Here is a 20,262-nt window from a genome sequence, read left to right as displayed (position 1 = left end):
TTTTAAAGATATTTGTTGAACGACTGGAATTTATTTTTAAAAAATTTCAGACTTTAACGGATAATTGCAATTGACAATGCAAATTAAAATAAATTAAAATTTATTAAACAAATCCATTATTGGGGGTTAATCATGGGAAGAAAAATTACAGAAATTGAAGGAATTGGAAATGCTTATGCCGAAAAATTAGCAGAAATAGGCATAGCAACTGTGGAGGACCTCCTTGAGAAAGGAGCTACTGCAAAAGGAAGAGAAGAAATTTCCGAGAAAACAGGTATATCAAAAAAGACAATTTTAAACTGGGTAAACAGAGCAGATCTGATGCGGATAAAAGGTGTTGGTGAAGAATATGCCGACCTTTTAGAAGCCGCCGGCGTTGACAGTGTTCCTGAACTCGCAAGGAGAAATCCAGAAAACCTGTACAGGAAACTAAAAGAGGTAAACGAGCAGAAAAAATTAGTACGTCAGATTCCGGGGATAAAACAGATAGAGAACTGGATAGAGCAGGCTAAAGAATTGCCTAAAAAAGTTACACATTAAAAAAAAGGAGGGGGCTTTTGCACCCCCTAAAAAATAAAGAGAAGGATAAAACAAAAATTTGAGGGATAGGAGGCAGGAGTGGAACTTTTCAAAATACTCTTCGATTTCAACTTCTCTAAATTCATAACGACAAAGATAGCAGGAGCAACACTGGCTATTGCATATGTTGTAGAAGCTTTAGTCGCACTTGCTGCACTGCTTGGAAGCTACAAGGAAGGGGCTGCTGCATTTATAGGAACATTTATAGGAATTATAATCTTTCTGCCCCTTGTGATGATTGGAACAAGAGTCTGGATGGAAGGTATGATAAGCCTTATTAAAGTAGCAGAAGAAAGTACCAAAATCAGAGAACTTTTAGAGAAAAAAGTTGATTCAGATTAAAGTTTTACACTGTGGAATCCTCTAAATTTGAATGCCAGACCACGCATTCAGGAGGGTTCCATGGAGTATCCAGATTTTTTTTGAAAAAATAGAGAAAATCAAGGTAAAAGACGAACTTGCCACATTCTTAGGAGCCGGAAACGGAATTTTTGAATACTCCTACTACGATATGGTGAAGATAACAGGGCACAGCTGCGCAACCGTTGCAGGCGGTTATCTAATAGCATCAGAAGGGCTAAAGCACCTCTACAAAGATGAGATTCCTGTAAGAGGAAACATAAAAGTTGAAATTTCAAAATTGCCAACGGAAAATAACTTTGGGGTTATAGGTTTAATCATCTCTGCAATAACAGGTGCAGGCGGTGATGATGGATTTTCCGGCATACCTGACGGGCGGTTTAAAAGGAGAGGATTGCTGTCCTTTAACGCCAACGTGCCTTACGACGTTGTTATGACAAGACTTGATAATGGAAAACAGGTGGGAATAAACTACAACCCGTATGCTGTTGTAAATCCGAAAGAGATACTAAAAACTGTTTTGAATCCAGATGCAACCGAAGAAGACATCAGAGCATTTCCCAAAAAGTTTCAGAAAATGGTGGCAACAATCTTTGAAAACAGAGATAAAGTTATTACAGAGATAAAGTTATTAAGGTAGAAGAGCTTTAAAGTATAAATAATTTTATTTTTGGTGGAGGTGGCGGGAATCGAACCCGCGTCCGGAGATGCGGTCCGGATAGCTTCTACACGCTTAGCCTGTGTTTTATTGCTTCGCTTCGGAGTTAGCCCACAGGCAGGCGCTCCGAAGCTATCCCCGTAAAGTTTCGGTTATCACCTCCGGGGAAAAGGTGATAACCTATCTCCCCTCTCTGTCGCCCTACCTGTAGCCGGGGAGATGAGCCACAGGGGACGTCGCTGCGTTATTAGGCAGCGAGAGCTAAGTTTTCGTCGGCAGCTATTTGCTGTGCCTTTTTTACGAGGTAGGCGCCTCGGCGTGCCGCTATCCGTACCGTTGCATCCCCGTCGAAACCTGTCACCCCCATTATTTATAAAGACAAATGAGGGTAGAACAAAATCCTTATTCAATTTTGCATAATAGTAATTTATGCTATAATGGAATTTTGGCAATTATTTCATCAACAGGTCTTTGGCCCATTTAACATCAAAACCTTGTTTTAAAATCAAATAGGCTTCGTCCCTCTGAGAAAGTTGAGAGTGCCACACTCCAAAGTGGATGAAGAGAAAAATAACTCCCATAAAAGCACCTATCAAAAGGACGGGGTAAAGGAGGGAAGGAATTTCCCTTCCTAAAATCTGAAGCCTGACTGCATCCTTATTACAGGCACTTCTGCAATCAAGACACATGGTACACTCTGTATTATTAAATTCAACGCTTTTATAAGGTTTAAGACCGATAATGCATTTTGAACACAACTTGCAGTCGTTACACTTTTCCGGACATCTCCTGAGATGCGTGAAAGAAAACAGGTTAAAAATCCCGTAAAAAGCACCTAAAGGACACAGATATTTGCACCAGAACCTCGGGATTACAATGGAAGAAACAACAATGGCAAGCAGAATGGCAGCCACCATGGGTTTGTTACCTTTAAAAAGTTCAATCCAGAATTTAAAAAGTTCAATATCGGCAGCAGCATTGATGTTTTGATTCATCATAGCCATCATCTGTGCAGGTATCTGGAAAATTATGTAGAGAATCCAGGCAAGCAGTACAAACTTTATCGAGCGCAAAGGGTAATCCATAAAGTTATAAAATTTCCAGCTCTTTATCTTCTCACCAAACTTATCAATCTTCTTGAAAAAAGAGATTTTACTCCTAACAAAGGTAATGTAATCTTGAAGTGTTCCAACAGGACATATAAAACTACAAAATCCCTTACCGAAGATAAGGGTAGTCAGTATTGCCGATACCATTATCGCCATTGCCGCAGGGTGGAACGGGTCAGTTACACCACTTCTAACTTTCATAATGATGTCATAAACGCCAGAAATTGGACAAAAACCATCCATAAAATCGGGACGCTGTGCTCCGTAATAGACAAACTGTGCATATTCAAAAATTCCGTAAGCCACAAGAAGGAAAAAAGCGGTCTGAACGAGCCATCTGATTTTTCTTATGTTCATTTTCTTCTCCAAAAATTTCGTTATTTGAACTAAAAATAGACCGCTTTTTGTTTTTGGCAAATAAATAAAATTATTGTTTTATTAAAAACAGAGGGTTAGCCCTCTGTTTTTTCCACATTTTCAGGTTTTATTCTGGCAAATCTTCTCTTACCTACCTGAAGAATTAATTCCTTTTCAAGAACATCAACCTTTTTATTCTCATCAAGAACTTTTTCGCCATCTATTCTGACACCGCCACCTTTTATCTGTCTTCTACCTTCAGATGTACTCTTAACAAGCCCTGCCTCCTTTAAGAGCCTTGGAAGCCAGACAGGATTTTCAGGAACCTTTATTTTTGGTTCCGGAATCTCTTCCGGCAACTCTCTCTTTGAAAAAACTCTCTCAAAGTGGGCTCTTGCCTCCCTGGCTGCCTCCTCTCCGTGGAAGGTGGAAACGATAACCTCTCCAAGTCTTTTCTTTGCTTCCATTGGATGGAGTTTTCCTTCGGCCACTTCTTTTCTCATCCTCTCTATTTCTTCTTCAGGAAGCCTTGTAACAAGCTCGTAGTAGCGCCACATAAGTTCGTCTGAAATCCTCATAACTTTACCAAACTGCTCTTTCGGATCTTCCATTATGCCAATGTAGTTTCCAAGGGACTTACTCATCTTCTGAACGCCGTCAAGCCCCTCAAGAATAGGCATCATTATGCAGGCCTGCTGGGACTTACCGTACTCCCTCTGAAGGTGCCTTCCCACAAGAAGGTTAAATTTCTGATCTGTCCCTCCAAGTTCAACATCGGCTTCAAGTGCAACAGAGTCGTATCCCTGAAGGAGAGGATAGAGAAACTCATGTATGTGAATGGGCCTGTTTTCTCTGAATCGCTTGGCAAAATCGTCCCTCTCAAGCATCCTTGCAACAGTGTACTTTGAAGCAAGCCTTATAAGATCTGCAGAAGACATCCCTGAAAGCCACTCACTGTTAAAGACAACAACCGTTTTTTCAGGATCAAGAATCTTATAAACCTGCTGGGCATAAGTTTCAGCGTTCTTTAAAACCTCTTCCCTCGTTAAAGGCGGTCTCGTTTCGCTCTTCCCGGTAGGATCACCAATCATTGCTGTAAAATCACCTATCAGGAAATAGACCGTATGCCCGAGTTCCTGAAAATCTCTCAACTTCCAGAGCAAAACTGTATGTCCAAGGTGAAGATCCGGAGCCGTCGGGTCAAAGCCGGCTTTTACCTTCAAAACCTTTCCTTTTTTTAATTTTTCAAGGAGTTCCTCTTCTCCAATAATTTCAGCAACGCCTCTTTTTATAATCTCAAGTTGCTTTTCAGGATTCATTCATCTCCTCCTGTTCTAATTTCCATAGCCGTCTCGTCACAGTTTGGAAACTTCACACAATTTATACAGTCACGCCATATTTTCTGGGGAAGCGTGTTTTTATCTATCTTTTCAAACCCAAGTTTTTCAAAAAAGTCAACCTGATACGTAAGTGTAAATACTCTGTTTATTCCGAGAGTTTCTGCATCTTTAAGACAACTCTTAACAAGAGCTGTACCTATTCCCTGTTTTAGCCGTTCAGGATGGACAGCAAGGGAACGAACCTCAGCAAGGTTATCCCAGACAACAGTTAAAGCACAAACACCAAATATCTTTCCAGCCTCTTCATAAACGAAGAAGTCTCTTATGCTTTCGTAGATGCTGTTGAGAGAACGGGGAAGCATCAGCCCTTTCTTTGCGTATTCATTGATGAGAAACTGTATTGCCTCTGCATCCTTTATCGTTGCCTTTCTTATTGTTCCTTTCAATTTTCACCTGCCCTTAAAACTTTTATAGGATCTGTTTTTGCAGCCTTTTTAGCAGGATAAATAGTTGCTAAGACACTTATCAATATAGCCGCTATACCGGCAATTATACAGTCTGACGCCTGAAGTTTAAACGGCAGGTGGTCTATGTAGTAAACATCAGGCGGAAGGGCTATAAGCTTATACTTTTCACCTATGTATGAGATACCTATCCCTAAAAACTCTCCAATTGCCGTTCCTATTATGCCTATTAAAAACCCCTGAGCCATGAAAATTTTCAGTATAAATCCATCCTGGGCACCAAGCGTCTTAAGTATAGCAATATCTTTGCTGCGGTAGTTAACGTTCATCATAAGAAGACTTGAAATGTTGAAAGAGGCAACTATAACAATAAGGGTCAGTATCAGGAACATTGCTAACTTCTCGAGCTTCAAGGCAGAGAAGAGACTTTTATTCATTGATATCCAATCGTTAACCACAAAACCGGGACCAAGCGTCTTCCTTATCTCTTGCTCAACAAGTTTTACATTATCAGGATTGTCAAGTTTAACCATCAATCCTGTAGGTTGCTTCACATTGAACATCTCTTTTACCGTACCTATGTGTGCCAACACCAATGCCGAATCAAACTGATACATACCAACATTAAAAATACCAACAACCTTAAACCTTCCTGTTTTTGGAATGTAGCCGAAAGGGGTTTTTGTTCCCATCGGCGTTATCAGGGTAATGGTGTCACCCACAGAGATACCGACTGTATTGGCCAACGTCTCACCAACAACTGCACCGTTTGGCGTCTTTTCAAAATCTTTCCAATTCCCCATAACAAGATGTGATGGTATGTCCGTTATCTTCGGCTCTTTCGATGGAACACATCCTCTAAGGGTACCACCGGAAAAAGAATGAGCACCGGCAGAGACCATAACAGGAATGTATATAAAAGGTTCTACACCCTTAACATGAGGGAGGGATGAAATCTTCTCTTCAGCTTCTCTATAAGGCGTTTTAAGTTCCGTCCCCATTACAATTATGTCGGCATTACTGGCAAGAAGCCGCTCTTTTATGGCACTCTGAAATCCCGTCATAACAGAGTTAACAATTATGAGAGCCGCCACGCCAACAACAACACCAAGAACCGCTATAAGAAAAACGAAAGAGAGGTAACTGCCTCCCTTCCGTGGTTTTACAGTCCTTAACGAAAACCATTCAATAAGTTTATTCATCCGCCTCTTCTTCTCTCTTCTCCGGCTTAAGCTGCGGGAAGAGAAGTACCTCTCTTATGGAATCTTTATCCGTAAAGAGCATCGTAAGCCTATCTATACCTATGCCTTCTCCTGCTGTTGGAGGCATACCGTACTCAAGTGCTCTTACAAAATCTTCGTCGTAGGCCATTGCCTCTTCATCACCTTTCGCCTTTTCCTGAAGCTGCTGCATGAACCTTTTTGCCTGTTCTTCAGGATTGTTAAGCTCGGAATAGGCGTTAGCTATCTCCTGCCCAAACACAAAAAGCTCAAACCTCTCTACAAGCTCGGGATTGTCTCTCTTTTCTTTTGCAAGAGGGGAAATGGCTTTTGGAAAATCAACAACGAACGTCGGCTGAACAAGTTCTGGTTCAATCAGAATCTCAAAAAGTTCCTGCACCCTCTTGAAGTGGGAAAGCTTCTCCGCATCTTCAACACCGTGTTTCTTTGCCACTTCCAGAACCTTCTGTTCATCGTGGAGAATCTCATCAACCGTAAGCCCTGTCCTTTTTGCAAGCTCACCAACAAAAGAAATTCTTTTCCATGGCCTTTTGAAAGAGATCTTCATTCCCTGATACTCTATCTCTCTTACACCTTTACTTTTTATCTCATCAAGAAGATACTCAAAAAGCTCTTCCGTCATCTCCATCAAGTCGTAGTAATCAGCGTAGGCCATGTACCACTCTATCATCGTAAATTCAGGGTTATGCCTTGTGCTTATTCCTTCGTTTCTAAAGTTCCTGCCTATTTCATAAACCCTATCAAGACCACCCACAATTAACCTTTTAAGATACAGCTCAGGTGCTATTCGGAGATAAACGTCTATATCAAGAGCGTTGTAGTGAGTAATAAACGGTTTTGCGGCAGCACCGGAAGCAACAGTCTGAAGAATGGGTGTCTCAACCTCCATAAAACCTCTACTGTTAAGAAAATCCCTTATTTTTTGAATAAGTTTTGAGCGGGTTTTAAATATCTCTCTAACTTCTGGATTAACGATAAGGTCAAGATAACGCTGTCTGTATCTCTTCTCAACATCTTTTAGCCCATGCCACTTTTCTGGAAGCGGTCTCAAAGACTTTGTAAGCGGCGTCATCTCTTTTACTTCTAAAGTGAGCTCCCCTGTTCTCGTTCTAAAAAGCACCCCCTTAACACCTACAATATCACCTATATCTATCAGCTTTTTAAAAACTTTATTGTAAAACTCAGTCCCAACGTCATCTCTCCTTATATAACACTGGAGTCTTCCGGTAGAATCCTGAATATGGAAAAATGCCGCTTTTCCCATAATCCTCATGGAAACAATTCTTCCAGCTAAAGAATAGGTGTCCTCCGGCAACCTTTCATTTTCTCTCTCTTCTTCATCTTTTGTTTTGCCAAACTTCTCTATCAATTCACCGCAGGTAGCATTTGTCTCATACCTGTAAGCATAAGGATTAAAACCTTCCTCTTTCCACTTTTCAGCTTTCTCTTTACGAATTTCCATTATGGTCTTTTCAGCCATTTACGTCTCCTTCCTTTTATTTTCACCAGTTTGCAGAGTGTAATATTATAATCCTAATGACAGATTTGTTAAATCCAATCTGAAAAGCCTCACCTTAGCCACTATAGTAGAATTAGGATATTAATTTCCGGAACTTGAGAGGTTTAACCTGTGAAACTTTTTGAAATCACCGGTAAGATAGTCATTGGATTCCTCGAATTTATCGGGAGATGGTTTTTAATCGCTGGAAAGGCCGTATCCCTTGCATTTAAAAAGCCCTTGAAAATAGAGAGATACTTCTACTACCTGGCCACGATAGGAGCAGATTCCTTCCCGGTTATAGCAATCACTTCCCTATTCACCGGCGGTGTTATAGCACTTGAAACTTATACTGCATTTCACAGATTTAACGCAGAATACCTCATAGGTGCAGTTGTCGGTATCTCTATGGCAAGAGAGTTAAGCCCCGTTTTAACAGCACTCCTCGTCACGGCCAGAACCGGTTCAGCAATGGCTGCTGAAATCGGAACGATGAGGGTAACTGAACAGATAGATGCCCTCGAAATGATGGCGGTTAATCCTATAAAATACCTTATAACGCCGAGGGTTTATGCAACTATCGCTGGAACAGTTGTCCTGAGTGTTCTATCGGATATTATCGGTTTTGTCGGTGGATACATAGTAGGTGTAAAAATGTTCAACATCAACAGCACCCTTTTTATGAGATACACTCAAAACTTCATGACCATGGATGATGTATGGCACGGTCTAATCAAAGCTGCTTTCTTTGGTTTCATCCTCTCTGTGACAAGCTGTCTGTATGGATATTACACAAAAGGAGGCGCCAAAGGTGTCGGTGAAGCAACAACAAAAGCTGTAGTCACTTCATCGATGGCCATTCTTATATTTGACTACATAATAACCTACATTTTAAGAACCCTGAACCTCTGACGGAGTATAGATGGAAATAGCCATAAAAGTGGAAAATTTAAAGAAAAGTTTTGGAAATAAAATCGTACATGACGGCGTATCTTTCAACGTGTACGAAGGTGAAATCTTCGTCATAATGGGTCCATCAGGAACGGGCAAAAGTGTTTTGCTTAAACAGATATCAGGACTGGTAACACCGGATGAAGGAAAAGTAATCGTATATGGAAAAGACGTCTTTTCTCTATCCGAAGAAGAAAAATTCCACTTTAGAGAAGAGCTTACTTATGTTTTTCAGGGAGGAGCTCTATTTGACTCTCTAACGGTATGGGAAAATGTCGCCTTCTTTCTCCTTGAAAACAAAGGTATTCCAGTCGAAGAGGCAAGGAAGGAAGCTGAACGTTACCTTTCCCTCGTTGGAATGCACGGAACAGAAGACCTATACCCTTCTGAACTCTCCGGCGGTATGAGAAAAAGAGTTGCCATAGCGAGAGCTCTCTGTGTAAACCCCAAATGTATCTTGTTTGACGAACCAACATCAGGGCTTGACCCCATAATGACTGCTATAATTGATAAGATGATTTTAAAACTTAAAAATGAACTCGGTAAAACATGCGTTGTAGTCAGCCATGATATCAAAAGTGCTTTTAGAATAGCTGATAGAATGGCCATTCTCTGGAACGGAAAAATACTGGAACTTGGTAAACCAGAAGAGATAGAAAAATCCCAAAATCCAGCAGTAAGACAGTTTATAGAAGGCCTTCCCGAAGGCCCGATAACAGCTAATCTGGGGTATAAAGGATGAAAAATCTTTCCGTAGAGGCAAAAGTCGGTGCATTTGTAATAGCAGGGCTTCTTGGACTTGGCATAATAGCCACGACAATAGAACCCCTAAAATACACTAGTAAAAAGGTTATCAGCCAATATTACATTCTTTTTGACAACGTTGCAGGACTTGCCGAAGAAGCACCGGTTATGGTTGCAGGGGTTCGCGTCGGAAAAGTTACAAATATAAAAATACTACCAAACGGAAAAGTAAAAGTTAAAGTTGTATTTACAAAGCCTGTAACACTACACCAGGACGCCTATGCAATCATAGAAACTATGGGGCTAATGGGTGAAAAATACGTAGAGATAATCCCCGGTTCTGAAAATGCGCCCGTTCTGGCTTCCGGCTCAACTATTACACGGGGAAAATCTACAATTTCAACCGACCAGCTTATGCTCAAAATTTACGAAACCGTTGACGCTCTTGATCAATCATTAATAACACCTGACGGAAAAAACAGAATATCTCTTCTCCTTAATCGGATAACACAACTTACAAAGCAGGTTACAGCAACAGTGAAAGATAACAGAGAAAACTTGAAAAAACTTGTCCAAAACCTGGCTTCTTTGTCCGAATTTTTAAAAAGCGACGTTCCTGAAATTGCAGAAAACCTTAAGTCACTCTCTTCACAGCTTAATGAGATAGTTGTAGAAAACAGGGAAGACATTAGAGACATCGTAAAAAACCTAAAAACTTCATCAGAAGAAGCACCTAAACTTGTAGCTGAAGCAGAAAGAATAGCCGATCAAATAAATGCAACTGTGACACAGATAAACAGACTTATAAGCGGAAAGAATGAAGAAAACATTTCAGCAGCCATTGAGAATATTAGGAAATCTACAAGGAACCTTAATGAACTTATCAAGAAACTACAGCAGGGCAACGGCACAATAGCAAAAATAATAAACGACGATACACTGTACAAAAACCTAACAAGTGCCGCTCATGCCCTTGGTAAACTTGCCGATAAATTTGAGCAAACAAAGGTTTACATAGGATTCAGGGGGGACGTAAACACCGCCACAGGCAACACAAGAGGTGGCATCTCTTTAAAAATTGTTCCCGAATCGAAAGACAGATATTACCTGTTTGAAGTTGTTGCAGATTCCCGCGGAAAGATAGACCACACAACCTATTACATAACAAACGCAACGGGTGCTCTATCTATTGATGAGAAGGTAACGCAAAGCTTTGACACAGAATTTACACTCCAGTACGCAAGAATTTTTAAAGATCCGTTTTTTCTGAAAAATGGAAGGTGGGTGCTGAGAGGTGGCATCATAGAGACAACTGCCGGTGGTGGAATTGATTATCTCTTTCCAGATAACAAATGGAAAATTTATACATCCATTTGGGACATAGACAGAAAAGACGGTTATGGAAAGCAACTGCCTCCTCATCTGCGAATAGGCTTATCCTACAATATAAACAAAAACTGGTATCTTTACTTCGGCGGAGATGAACTTCTCTACAATAAATGGCGGGGATTCTTTATTGGAAGTGGCTTATCTTTTGGTGATGAGGATGTTAAGTATCTTATAGGTTTAATGCCATCTTTTTAATCGGGAGTTATAAGGATGATAGCGGTTATAGACTACGGCATGGGAAATTTAAGAAGTGTTAGCAAGGCTGTCGAGTACGTAGGCGGCAACGTTGTTGTTACAGATAAAACGCATAAGATAAAAGACGCAGAAGCTATAATTCTGCCAGGTGTCGGAGCTTTTAAAGATGCCGTTAAAAATTTAAAAGAAAGAAACCTATGGGAAGTCATAATAAGAGAGGTTGAAAAGGGTAAACCTTTTTTAGGGATATGCCTCGGACTCCATCTGCTTTTTAAGAAAGGTTACGAATTCGGCGAAGAAGAGGGACTTGGCATCATAAAGGGAAAAGTTGTAAGATTTGAACTCCCCCATGAGTACAAAATCCCACACATGGGCTGGAATCAGGTTTCTATCAAAAAAGAATCAAGATTCCTAAACGGTATAAAAAACGGCGAATTTTTCTACTTTGTCCATTCTTACTACGTTAAACCAGAGGATGTGTCTGTTATCCTTACAACAACAGACTACGGTATCGACTTTGTCTCTTCTATAGAAAAAGAAAACATAATAGCCACTCAATTCCACCCCGAAAAGAGTCAGAAAGCCGGACTCAAACTCCTTTCAAATTTCCTTGAAATGGTAAGGACAAACTGATGGTTATCTACGGCGTTAACCCTATAATGGAAGCCTTAAGGGCAGACTACCCTATACTGAAAGTCTATGTTGATGAAAGGTTTAAACATCGGGAAATTCTATCCCTTTTAAAGAAAAAGAGAATTAAAACGGTAAAAACCGGAAGAAAAAAACTATCCGAAGTTTCCAGAACGGATAAACATCAGGGCATTGTAGCCCTCGTCTCCCCTGTCGAACCAAAATCCTTTGATGACCTTGTGGAAAGGACTATCGCAACAGGCGGCTACCTTTTATTTTTAGATAGAGTGGAAGACCCCCACAACTTGGGTGCCATCTTTAGAAGTGCCGACGCCTTTGGTGCCGCAGGGATAGTTATTCCTAAAGACAGAAGTGTTACCATAACGGACACCGTGGTAAAAGCATCAACCGGTGCAGTATTCTACGTTCCATTTGCCATAGTAAACAGTTTCCGCCAGAGTCTGTTTGAATTCAAAGAGAAAGGCGGTTGGCTAATAGGACTTGAGGCAGGCGGAAAAGACATAAGCAGATATTCTTTTCCCTATCCTGTAGGACTTATTGCCGGCTCTGAAGGGAAAGGTATCTCAAAACCCGTAAAAAAACTGTTGGATGACATCGTAACGATTCCCATGAAGGGACATGTTAATTCTTTAAACGTTTCCAATGCTGTAGCCATAGGATTATATTTATTATCAGTCCAAAAATAACGGAGGAAATTATGGAAAATCTCAAGGGAAAACTTGTATTTATTCAAACAACTTCAGGTGAAGGTGTAATACCTTCTTCAGGTATCATAGGTATGTTAGATGAAATAGGCAATGACTACCTGAAAATCAAAGATGCAGGTATGTTCGCACTTATACCAACATCCCAGGGTGCACAAGCCACGATAATGCCTGTCGATCCAACTGCAAACGAACCCGTTGATGCAATCGTAATGAAATCCCAGATCGTAACAATCGTTCCTGTCGGAGAAAGATCAAGACTGAAAGAGTTTCATCAACAGTTTAAAGCGGCAGCAGCAGGAATAGAATTGCCATCAACCGGCCTTGACATCTCTAAGATTAAAGAATTTCCAAAAGGCGGACAGGGAGGTATATCACTCACTTGAAAAACCCGGAATTTTCAGACCTAATATTCTCTCTTCCCTTCCCGATTGCCGTATGTGATAGGTCGGGAAGGGTTTTCTTTTTCAATCAAAAGCTGGAAATGCTACTGAACCGCTCAAGGAAATATCTTGAAGGTAAAAACATTTCTGAAATCCTCGCAGCAGACATCAAAAAATGGATAGAAAAATGCGTGACTGACGGAATAGAGATTCACAACGTGGAAGTCAACGGCTTTATACTGTCCATATCTCCGTTTTTCTCAGGTGAAGAGATAAAAGGTGCTGTCGTCGCCGTAAACATAAAAAAGAAGGACAACCCGGCAGAACACTTTGATGTCTTTTTAAAAGGCATATCTCACGAACTCCGCAATCCGTTAAGTGGAATGAAAGCCTCTGCAAAACTGATGCTTACATTAAAAAACTTTGATGAAGAACTGTTAGAAGTCATCCTTTCAGAAATAGAGCGAATAGAGAGGTTCTTAGACAGAATATCTGAAAGCTTTGACTTCACAAATCTTAAATGGTGTAGATACAACATACACAGACTTTTAAACGATGTTCTAAAAACGTTTAAAACGGTATTCGAAGAAAAAGGAATAGAGATAGATAGACGGTTTGACCCTTCCCTGCCTGAAGTTTACATGGACAAAGACCGAATGTTTCAGGTCATCTCTAACCTTATAAAGAACAGCATTGAAGCACTTGAAAACGCAAAAAACAAAGTCATAACGATTGAAACAGGATACGCAATTCAACCAAAGGGCTTTTACTTCATAAAAATAAAAGATACCGGCAGTGGCATGGAAAAAGAAGACCTGGAAAACCTCTTCACACCGTTTTTTACAAAAGGCAAAGAAAAGGGAACAGGCCTCGGAATGTACATATCAAAAGAGATTGTAACCAACCACGGTGGTAAAATAGAAGTTCAAAGCGAGAAAGGAAAAGGCACAACTGTATCCATCTATCTACCTATCGGAGACCTGAAAGGCAATGGCAAGGATTCTCATAGCTGACGATGAAAGAAACATAAGGTTAGTACTGAAAAAGTATCTTGAAACCCTGGGGCACACAGTTTACGAAGCGGAAGACGGAAACAGAGCCCTTGAGATACTAAAGACCAAAAAGCCGGATTTGGCCTTTTTAGATATAAAAATGCCCGGTATTAGCGGCATAGACCTCCTCTCTTATGAAAAAGATATCCCTAAAGTAATACTTACAGCTTACGGCACGATGGACTACACGATTAAAGCAATTGACAGAGGTGCCGTTGAGTACATTACCAAACCTTTTGAACTTGAAGACATAAAAACGATCGTTGACCGAATTACCTTTTCAACAGAAAAGGAAGAACTTGACGTAATAGATGAAGACGCCATCATAGGCTCAAGCAAAAAGATGCAGGAAGTTTTTAAGCTAATAGGAAGAGTGGCCAGGACAGATGCAACCGTTCTGATAGTTGGTGAAAGCGGAACAGGAAAAGAGCTTGTAGCCAGGGCCATTCACAAGTATTCCAAAAGGGCAGACGGACCATTCGTTGCCATAAACTGCGCCGCCCTCCCGACAAACCTGTTAGAAGCAGAACTTTTTGGATACGAAAAGGGAGCTTTTACAGGAGCAACTTCAAGGAAAAAGGGATTTTTTGAACAGGCACATGGAGGAACGCTCTTCTTAGATGAAATAGGCGAGATCGAACTTTCATTACAGTCAAAACTTCTAAGAGCCATACAGGAAAAAGAGATAAGGCGCCTCGGGGGTGATGCACCGATAAAGGTTGACGTGAGAATAGTTGCAGCCACAAACAGAGACTTAGAAAAAGAGGTGAGAGAAGGAAGGTTCAGAGAAGACCTCTTTTACAGATTAAATGTTTTAAGAATAGAATTGCCGCCACTTAGAGAACGACGGGAAGACATCATTCCCTTAGCCTGCTTCTTCATCAAAAAATTCTCAAAAGAGTTTAAACTCCCCGTAAAACAGTTAACAGAAAGGGCAAAAGAGTGGCTCTGCTCTTACGATTTCCCGGGAAACGTGAGAGAGCTTGAAAATATGATACTGAAGGCAATGTTGCTGTCACCTATCGATATCATAGATGTCAACGACCTTCAAACGGAAAAACAGGAAGAGAAAACACCGAACCTTGAAGAAGCCATCAGAGAATTTGTAACCTACATCTTCATGGTAGAACAGAAGGACAAGAACAACCTGTACAACATCGTAATGAAAAGTGCCGAAAAGATACTTATAACGGAAGTTTTAAAGCACTCAGACTGGAATCAGGTGAAAGCAGCTCGAACACTTGGCATTCATAGAAACACCCTCAGGGCAAAAATCAAGGAACTTGGAATAGAAATCCCCCGCAGAAAGCATAAATTCTAAATGTCAAAATCATAAAATCCGAAGGAGTGAGAAGATGGGAATGACGATAACTCAGAAAATCTTGGCCGAACATGCCGGCAAAGAAGAGGTCCATCCCGGCGAATTGATAATGTGTAAGGTAGATATTGCCCTTGCTAACGATGTTACAGCACCAATTGCCATCAAAAGAATAAAAGAACTCGGTGCTGAAAAGGTATTTGACAAAGACAAGATAGCCCTCGTGCCTGACCACTTTACCCCGGCAAAAGACATAAAGTCTGCCGAACAGGTAAAGATGATGAGAGATTTTGCAAAAGAGTTCAACATTATCCACTTCTGGAACGAGGGAAGAGTTGGTATTGAACACGCCCTCCTCCCGGAGCAGGGAGTTGTTGTTCCTGGTGACGTAGTTATAGGTGCCGATTCACACACCTGTACATACGGTGCCATCGGTGCATTTTCAACAGGTGTCGGTTCAACAGATATGGCTTACGCATGGCTTACAGGAGAAGTCTGGTTCAAGGTTCCGGAACAGATAAAGTTCATCTACTACGGAAAGAGACAGAAGTGGGTTTCCGGGAAAGACCTTATCCTTTATGTAATAGGTATGATAGGTGTTGACGGCGCCCTTTACAAAACCATGGAGCACACAGGCGAAGCGATAAGAGAGCTTCCCATAGATGACAGATTCACAATCTGCAACATGGCAATAGAAGCCGGTGCTAAAAACGGCATAATAGAACCTGACGAAATTACGCTTGAGTATGTTAAAAATAGAGCTAAAAGGCCCTTCAAACTCTACAAAAGCGATCCGGATGCAGAATATTCAGAAGTTTATGAAATAGACGTTTCAAAAATAGAACCTCAAGTTGCGTTTCCTCACCTTCCGTCAAACACCCGTCCGGTAACGGAATCTACACACGTTACCATTGACCAGGTCGTTATCGGTTCATGTACAAACGGAAGGATAACAGACCTTAGAATAGCCGCTGAAATTCTCAAAGGTAAAAAGGTTAATCCAAACGTAAGGTGTATCGTAATTCCTGCAACTCAGGAAATCTACAAGCAGGCAATGGATGAAGGCCTTATTGATATATTTATAGACGCCGAATGCGTGGTTTCAACACCTACGTGTGGACCATGTCTTGGCGGACACATGGGCATTCTCGCAAAGGGTGAAAGAGCGGTCGCCACAACAAACAGAAACTTTGTTGGAAGAATGGGACATCCTGAAAGTGAAGTTTACCTTGCTTCCCCTGCTGTCGCAGCAGCATCCGCCATCCTTGGAAGAATCGCTCACCCTGACGAAGTACTCTAAAGATCAATCGCCGGGACCTTCCCGGCTTATCTTTTCTTTTCCTGGAGGGGGCATTGAGAATAACGATCACAGGAACGCCGGGTACGGGGAAAAGTACAGTCGCTCAAATACTCTCCAGAAAACTATCTCTTCCGCTGTACAACTTAAGCGATCTTATAAAAAAGGAAAAACTTTACACCAGTTACGACGAAAAAAGAGATGCATTTATAGTGGATACTGAAAAATTAAAAGATTTTTTTAAAGAAAAAAAAGATTTTATAGCAGAAGGACTTATCGCCCACTACATACCTTCAGACGTTATCGTGATTTTACGGGCAAAACCGGAAGTTATCATCTCAAGACTCAAAGAGAGAAACTATCCTCAGGAAAAGCTTAATGAGAATGCCGAATCCGAAAGAATTGCATTCTGTGCAACGGAGGTTTTTCAAAATCCACTATCACCTGTAATAATCCACGTAGACACTACGGAGAGAAAGCCTGAAGAAGTTGCAAATGTTATAATGAAAGGAATTAAAAATGGTGGGTTGGTGGAAGAGATAGACTGGCTGGAGGATCAATGGGATATTTAAAATACGACATCAGCGGGCTTAATATAAATGTGAAAAATTTAGAAGAAAAAACAGTGAAACTTCGAGAAAATTTAGAAATTAACACAAAAAATATGCCTTTTCTATACTCGTTTTCAACGAGAATAAAAAACATAAAAGAAATTTTAAGACGATTTAAAATCGATTTTGATAACATGTTCGTTATAGGTATAGGCGGATCATCCCTCGGCATACAGGCAATATACGAAGCCATACACGGAAAATACAAAATTGGGGGAAGAAAGCTCTACTTTCTTGAAAACATAGACCCCTTCAATATCCACCAGATATTTCAAAACGCTCCCTGGGATAGAACGGTTTACTGCGTTATCAGTAAATCCGGGAAAACCCTCGAAACAGTATCAATAATGAACCTCGTCCTCCACGAAATGAAGAGGAGAGGATTCAGAGACCTTCACAGGCGCTTCATTTTTATATCCGGCGAAAACACGCCTCTCCACAGGCTGTCTAAAGAATTAGAAGCTCCCTTCTTTCACATACCGGAAAACATAGGTGGCAGGTTTTCCGTCCTGACACCGGTGGGACTTGTCCCTTCAGAATTTGTTGATATAGACCCCTACGCTCTTCTTGGCGGAGCCATGGAAACAGTAGAAGAGATTATAAGAGAACCGCTACACCCTTCCATCGTATCCGTACTTGCACAGTATTTAAACTACAAAGAAGGTAGAGATGTAGCCGTTTTAATGCCCTACTCAGATTCTCTTAGAAAGTTTTCTGATTGGTGGGTGCAGCTCTGGGCTGAAAGTCTTGGCAAAGAGGGAAAAGGGCAAACACCTCTTCCAGCCGTCGGAACCGTTGACCAGCATTCTCTCCTCCAGCTGTTCATAGACGGCCCGGACGACAAGTTTTACCAGTTCATAAAACTTAGAAGTTACGGGAGTAACTTCGTCCTTCCGGAAAAAACAGAGATCCTTGACTTTATAGGTGGAAAAACCATCTCTGAAATTGTCCACGCAGAGTTTGAAGGAACGGTGGAATCCCTTAAAATGAAGAAACGGCCTGTGTGCACGATAGAGATAGACAGAATCACACCTGAAGCCATCGGTGCTCTTTTCATAGTTTTCATGATAAAAACGACAATAATGGCACATCTTATAGGTGTAAACCCCTATGGACAGCCGGGCGTTGAAATAGGAAAGAAAATAGCAAAAGAAAAGTTAGGCGGTAGCCAATGAGCACCCGAGAAACTGCCGTAAGAATCCTCTGCAACTTTGAGAAAGACCTGAAACTTAAACCCCACTTTGAATCGCTAACAAATCATCTAAACTTTAGAGATAGAAGCTTTGTAAGGGAGCTGACTTCTGGAAGCGTGAGATTTCTAAAGCTCTTAGACTTTTCCATAGAAAAAGCATCCGGGAAAAAGCAGAAAAAACAGAAACCTTTCATCCGAAACGCTCTCCGCATATTAGCCTACCAGCTATTTTTCATGTCTGTGCCCGCCTACGCAACGCTGTACGAAACGGTTGAAGCGGTTAAAAAGGTAAGCAGAAAAAGTGCCGGTTTTGTAAACGCAGTCGGTAAAAAGCTGATTAGCTTCAACTACAGAAGAGAAATAGAAAAGATTCCAGATGAAATTGAAAGAACAGCAACACTTTTCTCTTTTGAAACCTGGATGGTTGAAAGGTGGAAAAGATTTTATCCTGACTATATAAACCTCCTTGAAGGATTAAACAGAACACCTCCCCTGTTTTTAAGGATAAACAGGACAAAAACCTCTCCGGAAAACTTTGCAAAACTCCTTGAAAAGGCAAACATAGAATTTAAACCGCATCCCTTCCTGCCCGACATGTTCAGAATAAAGGGAAGAGTGGAAATAACCTCTATTCCGGGCTACAGAGAGGGATTTTTCTACATTCAGGATCCTGCTTCTTTTCTGTCGGCAGTTCTGCTAAATCCACAACAAAACGAAAAGATACTTGACATAGCTGCCGCGCCCGGCGGAAAAACGACAGCAATAGGCTCTTTAACAAAAGGAAAAGCCGAAATCACTGCTGTTGACATAGACGAAGAGAGATTAAAGCTTCTAAAAGAAAACGTTCAAAAGGCAGGACTAAAATGTAAAATCCTTCTCGAAGATATAACAAAAAGGACTTCCCTTCCCGAAAACTATTTTGACAGGATACTTCTTGACGCTCCGTGCAGTGCAACCGGCGTAATAAGGAGGCATCCCGAAGGAAAATGGAACAAAAGCCTTAAGCTGATAAAACACAATCAAAAGATACAGAGAGCTCTCTTAAAAAGTGCCTATAAGCTACTAAAGCCGGGGGGATATCTGCTTTACAGCGTCTGCAGTCTCGAAAGGGAGGAAGGAGAAGAAAACGTAGAATACGCAGTTAGTATAGGTTTTAAACCTGTCCAATTTGATATAAAATTTGGAGATGTGGGAAAAAACCGGAAAAACACTATGAGAGTTTTTCCCCACAGAGACAACATGGACGGCTTCTTCTACGCCATATTTAGAAAATAAGGAGGGGACATGGCAGAAGTTGAAAGGCTGAAGCTAAAAAGAGAAGTTATGCTTAAACTTATCAAAGCTCTGATAGACGGTGAAGAGCTTGAAAAGGTTTCCGAAATAGTCAGCATGGATCCAAACCTATCCTTGAGACTCCTTAAGTTCATAAACTCACCGTACTTTGGATTGAGAAAAGAGATTACCTCTATCGTCCAGGCAGTAGCATACCTTGGATACCAAAATCTGAAAGATTACATTTTCGTTTTACTAACTTCTTCACTGTTAAAGTCAGCTGATAGAGACGAGATTACAAAAATACTCAAGCAGGCATTCGCAATGAGATACGTTTCTGAAAAGCTCCTTCCGGCCCACACAGATGAAGCCTTCATGGTGGGACTCCTTGACCCCGTTCTCAAAGAGGTTGACGAAGCAGAAATCAAAAAAATTCTCCAGAAAGCCGGCGTATCAGACAACATCGTAATGGGACTCCTCGACAAGGACAGCTCTCTTTACAGAATAAAAGAATTCACAAAGAAAATTCTCTCTTTCTGCGAAAAAGTATCAAGAAATGAGCAGGCTGACCTAAAAGATACAGAAGGACTCTCTTTCAGCGAAATTGACGAGATATGCAAAAAAGCCGAAAAAGAGGCAAAAGCTCTCGTTTCTGCCCTGTGAAAACTGAAAGAGGCGCCGAACGGCGCCTCTTTATAATTATTCAAAAGATTCCTGAAAAATCAACACCATTTTCTCCAAAATCCTTGAGAACACAAATATAGAGTTTTACAACTGCTTTACAGACATAGGAAATGGAGAGTCTCTGGTTAAGTGGTACAAGAACGAACTCAACTCTACCGCTAACTACAAGTATCCGTCTCAGGTCATCTCCGGGCAATTTGATTATGTTCCATT

Annotated in this window: 22 protein-coding genes and 1 other RNA gene; 16 read left to right on the top strand and 7 right to left on the bottom strand. The window is 41.0% G+C overall.

Annotated features, from left to right (window positions below; genetic code table 11):
- Nucleotides 1-132: 132 nt before the first annotated feature.
- From MV676_RS04610 to MV676_RS04600, 3 genes are all read left to right on the top strand, one after another.
- Nucleotides 133-540, top strand: a complete 408-nt coding sequence (locus MV676_RS04610) for a DUF4332 domain-containing protein (RefSeq protein WP_297445602.1) — start codon at nucleotides 133-135, stop codon at nucleotides 538-540.
- A gap of 78 nt (nucleotides 541-618) precedes the next feature.
- Complete coding sequence (locus MV676_RS04605) at nucleotides 619-921, top strand: DUF4282 domain-containing protein (protein ID WP_022847663.1); 303 nt, start codon at nucleotides 619-621, stop codon at nucleotides 919-921.
- 31 nt (nucleotides 922-952) lie between these two features.
- On the top strand, nucleotides 953-1,579 hold the full coding sequence (locus MV676_RS04600) for an FmdE family protein (protein ID WP_297445601.1): 627 nt from the start codon (nucleotides 953-955) through the stop codon (nucleotides 1,577-1,579).
- A 31-nt stretch (nucleotides 1,580-1,610) separates the two neighbouring features.
- On the opposite strand, the gene ssrA is transcribed toward MV676_RS04600, so the two are convergent.
- From ssrA to lysS, 6 genes are all read right to left on the bottom strand, one after another.
- Nucleotides 1,611-1,962, bottom strand: a transfer-messenger RNA (tmRNA) gene (gene ssrA / locus MV676_RS04595).
- Between the two features lie 87 nt (nucleotides 1,963-2,049).
- Nucleotides 2,050-3,063, bottom strand: a complete 1,014-nt coding sequence (locus MV676_RS04590; RefSeq protein ID WP_297445600.1) for a 4Fe-4S binding protein — start codon at nucleotides 3,061-3,063, stop codon at nucleotides 2,050-2,052.
- Between the two features lie 95 nt (nucleotides 3,064-3,158).
- Nucleotides 3,159-4,382: a tyrosine--tRNA ligase gene (tyrS, locus tag MV676_RS04585; RefSeq protein ID WP_022847666.1), complete on the bottom strand. Its 1,224-nt coding sequence runs from the start codon at nucleotides 4,380-4,382 to the stop codon at nucleotides 3,159-3,161.
- Nucleotides 4,379-4,849 carry an N-acetyltransferase gene (locus tag MV676_RS04580; protein WP_022847667.1) on the bottom strand — a complete coding sequence of 157 codons (471 nt, stop codon included), beginning with the start codon at nucleotides 4,847-4,849 and terminating at the stop codon, nucleotides 4,379-4,381. Before MV676_RS04580 ends, tyrS begins: the two co-directional genes overlap by 4 nt.
- Nucleotides 4,846-6,069 carry an ABC transporter permease gene (locus MV676_RS04575; RefSeq protein ID WP_297445599.1) on the bottom strand — a complete coding sequence of 408 codons (1,224 nt, stop codon included), beginning with the start codon at nucleotides 6,067-6,069 and terminating at the stop codon, nucleotides 4,846-4,848. The genes MV676_RS04580 and MV676_RS04575 overlap by 4 nt, the downstream gene beginning before the upstream one ends.
- On the bottom strand, nucleotides 6,062-7,588 hold the full coding sequence (gene lysS / locus MV676_RS04570) for a lysine--tRNA ligase (RefSeq protein ID WP_297445598.1): 1,527 nt from the start codon (nucleotides 7,586-7,588) through the stop codon (nucleotides 6,062-6,064). Before lysS ends, MV676_RS04575 begins: the two co-directional genes overlap by 8 nt.
- 150 nt (nucleotides 7,589-7,738) lie before the next feature.
- On the opposite strand from lysS, the gene MV676_RS04565 reads away from it, so the two are divergent.
- From MV676_RS04565 to MV676_RS04505, 13 genes are read left to right on the top strand one after another with little or no spacing between them, the layout of a single operon-like run.
- Nucleotides 7,739-8,518: an ABC transporter permease gene (locus MV676_RS04565; RefSeq protein ID WP_297445597.1), complete on the top strand. Its 780-nt coding sequence runs from the start codon at nucleotides 7,739-7,741 to the stop codon at nucleotides 8,516-8,518.
- A 10-nt stretch (nucleotides 8,519-8,528) separates the two neighbouring features.
- The gene (locus tag MV676_RS04560) at nucleotides 8,529-9,299 is read left to right on the top strand and encodes an ABC transporter ATP-binding protein (RefSeq protein ID WP_297445596.1); all 771 of its coding nucleotides are present in this window, start codon (nucleotides 8,529-8,531) and stop codon (nucleotides 9,297-9,299) included.
- A complete protein-coding gene (locus tag MV676_RS04555) occupies nucleotides 9,296-10,885 on the top strand; it encodes an MlaD family protein (protein ID WP_297445595.1) in 1,590 nt (529 codons plus the stop codon). The genes MV676_RS04560 and MV676_RS04555 overlap by 4 nt, the downstream gene beginning before the upstream one ends.
- 15 nt (nucleotides 10,886-10,900) lie before the next feature.
- Nucleotides 10,901-11,518 (top strand): imidazole glycerol phosphate synthase subunit HisH, encoded by a 618-nt coding sequence (gene hisH, locus MV676_RS04550; protein ID WP_297445594.1) that lies wholly within the window; start codon nucleotides 10,901-10,903, stop codon nucleotides 11,516-11,518.
- Nucleotides 11,518-12,222, top strand: coding sequence for a 23S rRNA (guanosine(2251)-2'-O)-methyltransferase RlmB (rlmB, locus tag MV676_RS04545; protein WP_297445593.1), 705 nt, complete (start codon nucleotides 11,518-11,520; stop codon nucleotides 12,220-12,222). Before hisH ends, rlmB begins: the two co-directional genes overlap by 1 nt.
- An 11-nt stretch (nucleotides 12,223-12,233) precedes the next feature.
- On the top strand, nucleotides 12,234-12,626 hold the full coding sequence (locus tag MV676_RS04540; RefSeq protein WP_297445592.1) for a hypothetical protein: 393 nt from the start codon (nucleotides 12,234-12,236) through the stop codon (nucleotides 12,624-12,626).
- Nucleotides 12,623-13,636: an ATP-binding protein gene (locus MV676_RS04535; protein ID WP_297445591.1), complete on the top strand. Its 1,014-nt coding sequence runs from the start codon at nucleotides 12,623-12,625 to the stop codon at nucleotides 13,634-13,636. Before MV676_RS04540 ends, MV676_RS04535 begins: the two co-directional genes overlap by 4 nt.
- Entirely contained in the window at nucleotides 13,614-14,996 is a 1,383-nt protein-coding gene (locus tag MV676_RS04530) for a sigma-54 dependent transcriptional regulator (RefSeq protein ID WP_297445590.1), read from the top strand. The genes MV676_RS04535 and MV676_RS04530 overlap by 23 nt, the downstream gene beginning before the upstream one ends.
- A gap of 34 nt (nucleotides 14,997-15,030) precedes the next feature.
- Nucleotides 15,031-16,293, top strand: coding sequence for a 3-isopropylmalate dehydratase large subunit (gene leuC, locus MV676_RS04525; protein WP_297445589.1), 1,263 nt, complete (start codon nucleotides 15,031-15,033; stop codon nucleotides 16,291-16,293).
- Between the two features lie 53 nt (nucleotides 16,294-16,346).
- A complete protein-coding gene (locus MV676_RS04520; RefSeq protein ID WP_297445588.1) occupies nucleotides 16,347-16,862 on the top strand; it encodes an adenylate kinase family protein in 516 nt (171 codons plus the stop codon).
- Nucleotides 16,850-18,076 (top strand): glucose-6-phosphate isomerase, encoded by a 1,227-nt coding sequence (locus MV676_RS04515; RefSeq protein ID WP_297445587.1) that lies wholly within the window; start codon nucleotides 16,850-16,852, stop codon nucleotides 18,074-18,076. The genes MV676_RS04520 and MV676_RS04515 overlap by 13 nt, the downstream gene beginning before the upstream one ends.
- Nucleotides 18,073-19,368, top strand: coding sequence for a 16S rRNA (cytosine(967)-C(5))-methyltransferase RsmB (gene rsmB, locus MV676_RS04510; RefSeq protein WP_297445586.1), 1,296 nt, complete (start codon nucleotides 18,073-18,075; stop codon nucleotides 19,366-19,368). The genes MV676_RS04515 and rsmB overlap by 4 nt, the downstream gene beginning before the upstream one ends.
- Nucleotides 19,369-19,377: 9 nt before the next feature.
- Nucleotides 19,378-20,028 (top strand): HDOD domain-containing protein, encoded by a 651-nt coding sequence (locus MV676_RS04505; protein ID WP_022847682.1) that lies wholly within the window; start codon nucleotides 19,378-19,380, stop codon nucleotides 20,026-20,028.
- Between the two features lie 40 nt (nucleotides 20,029-20,068).
- Here the strand turns inward: MV676_RS04505 and MV676_RS04500 are convergent.
- A partial coding sequence (locus MV676_RS04500; protein WP_297445585.1) for a hypothetical protein occupies nucleotides 20,069-20,262 on the bottom strand: 194 nt, incomplete at its 5' end.

The sequence above is a fragment of the Desulfurobacterium sp. genome (assembly GCF_027028515.1).
In the GTDB taxonomy this organism is placed as follows: domain Bacteria; phylum Aquificota; class Aquificia; order Desulfurobacteriales; family Desulfurobacteriaceae; genus Desulfurobacterium_A.
The sequence above is the reverse complement of the archived record's forward strand: the minus strand, read 5'-3'. Positions and strand labels throughout refer to the sequence as shown.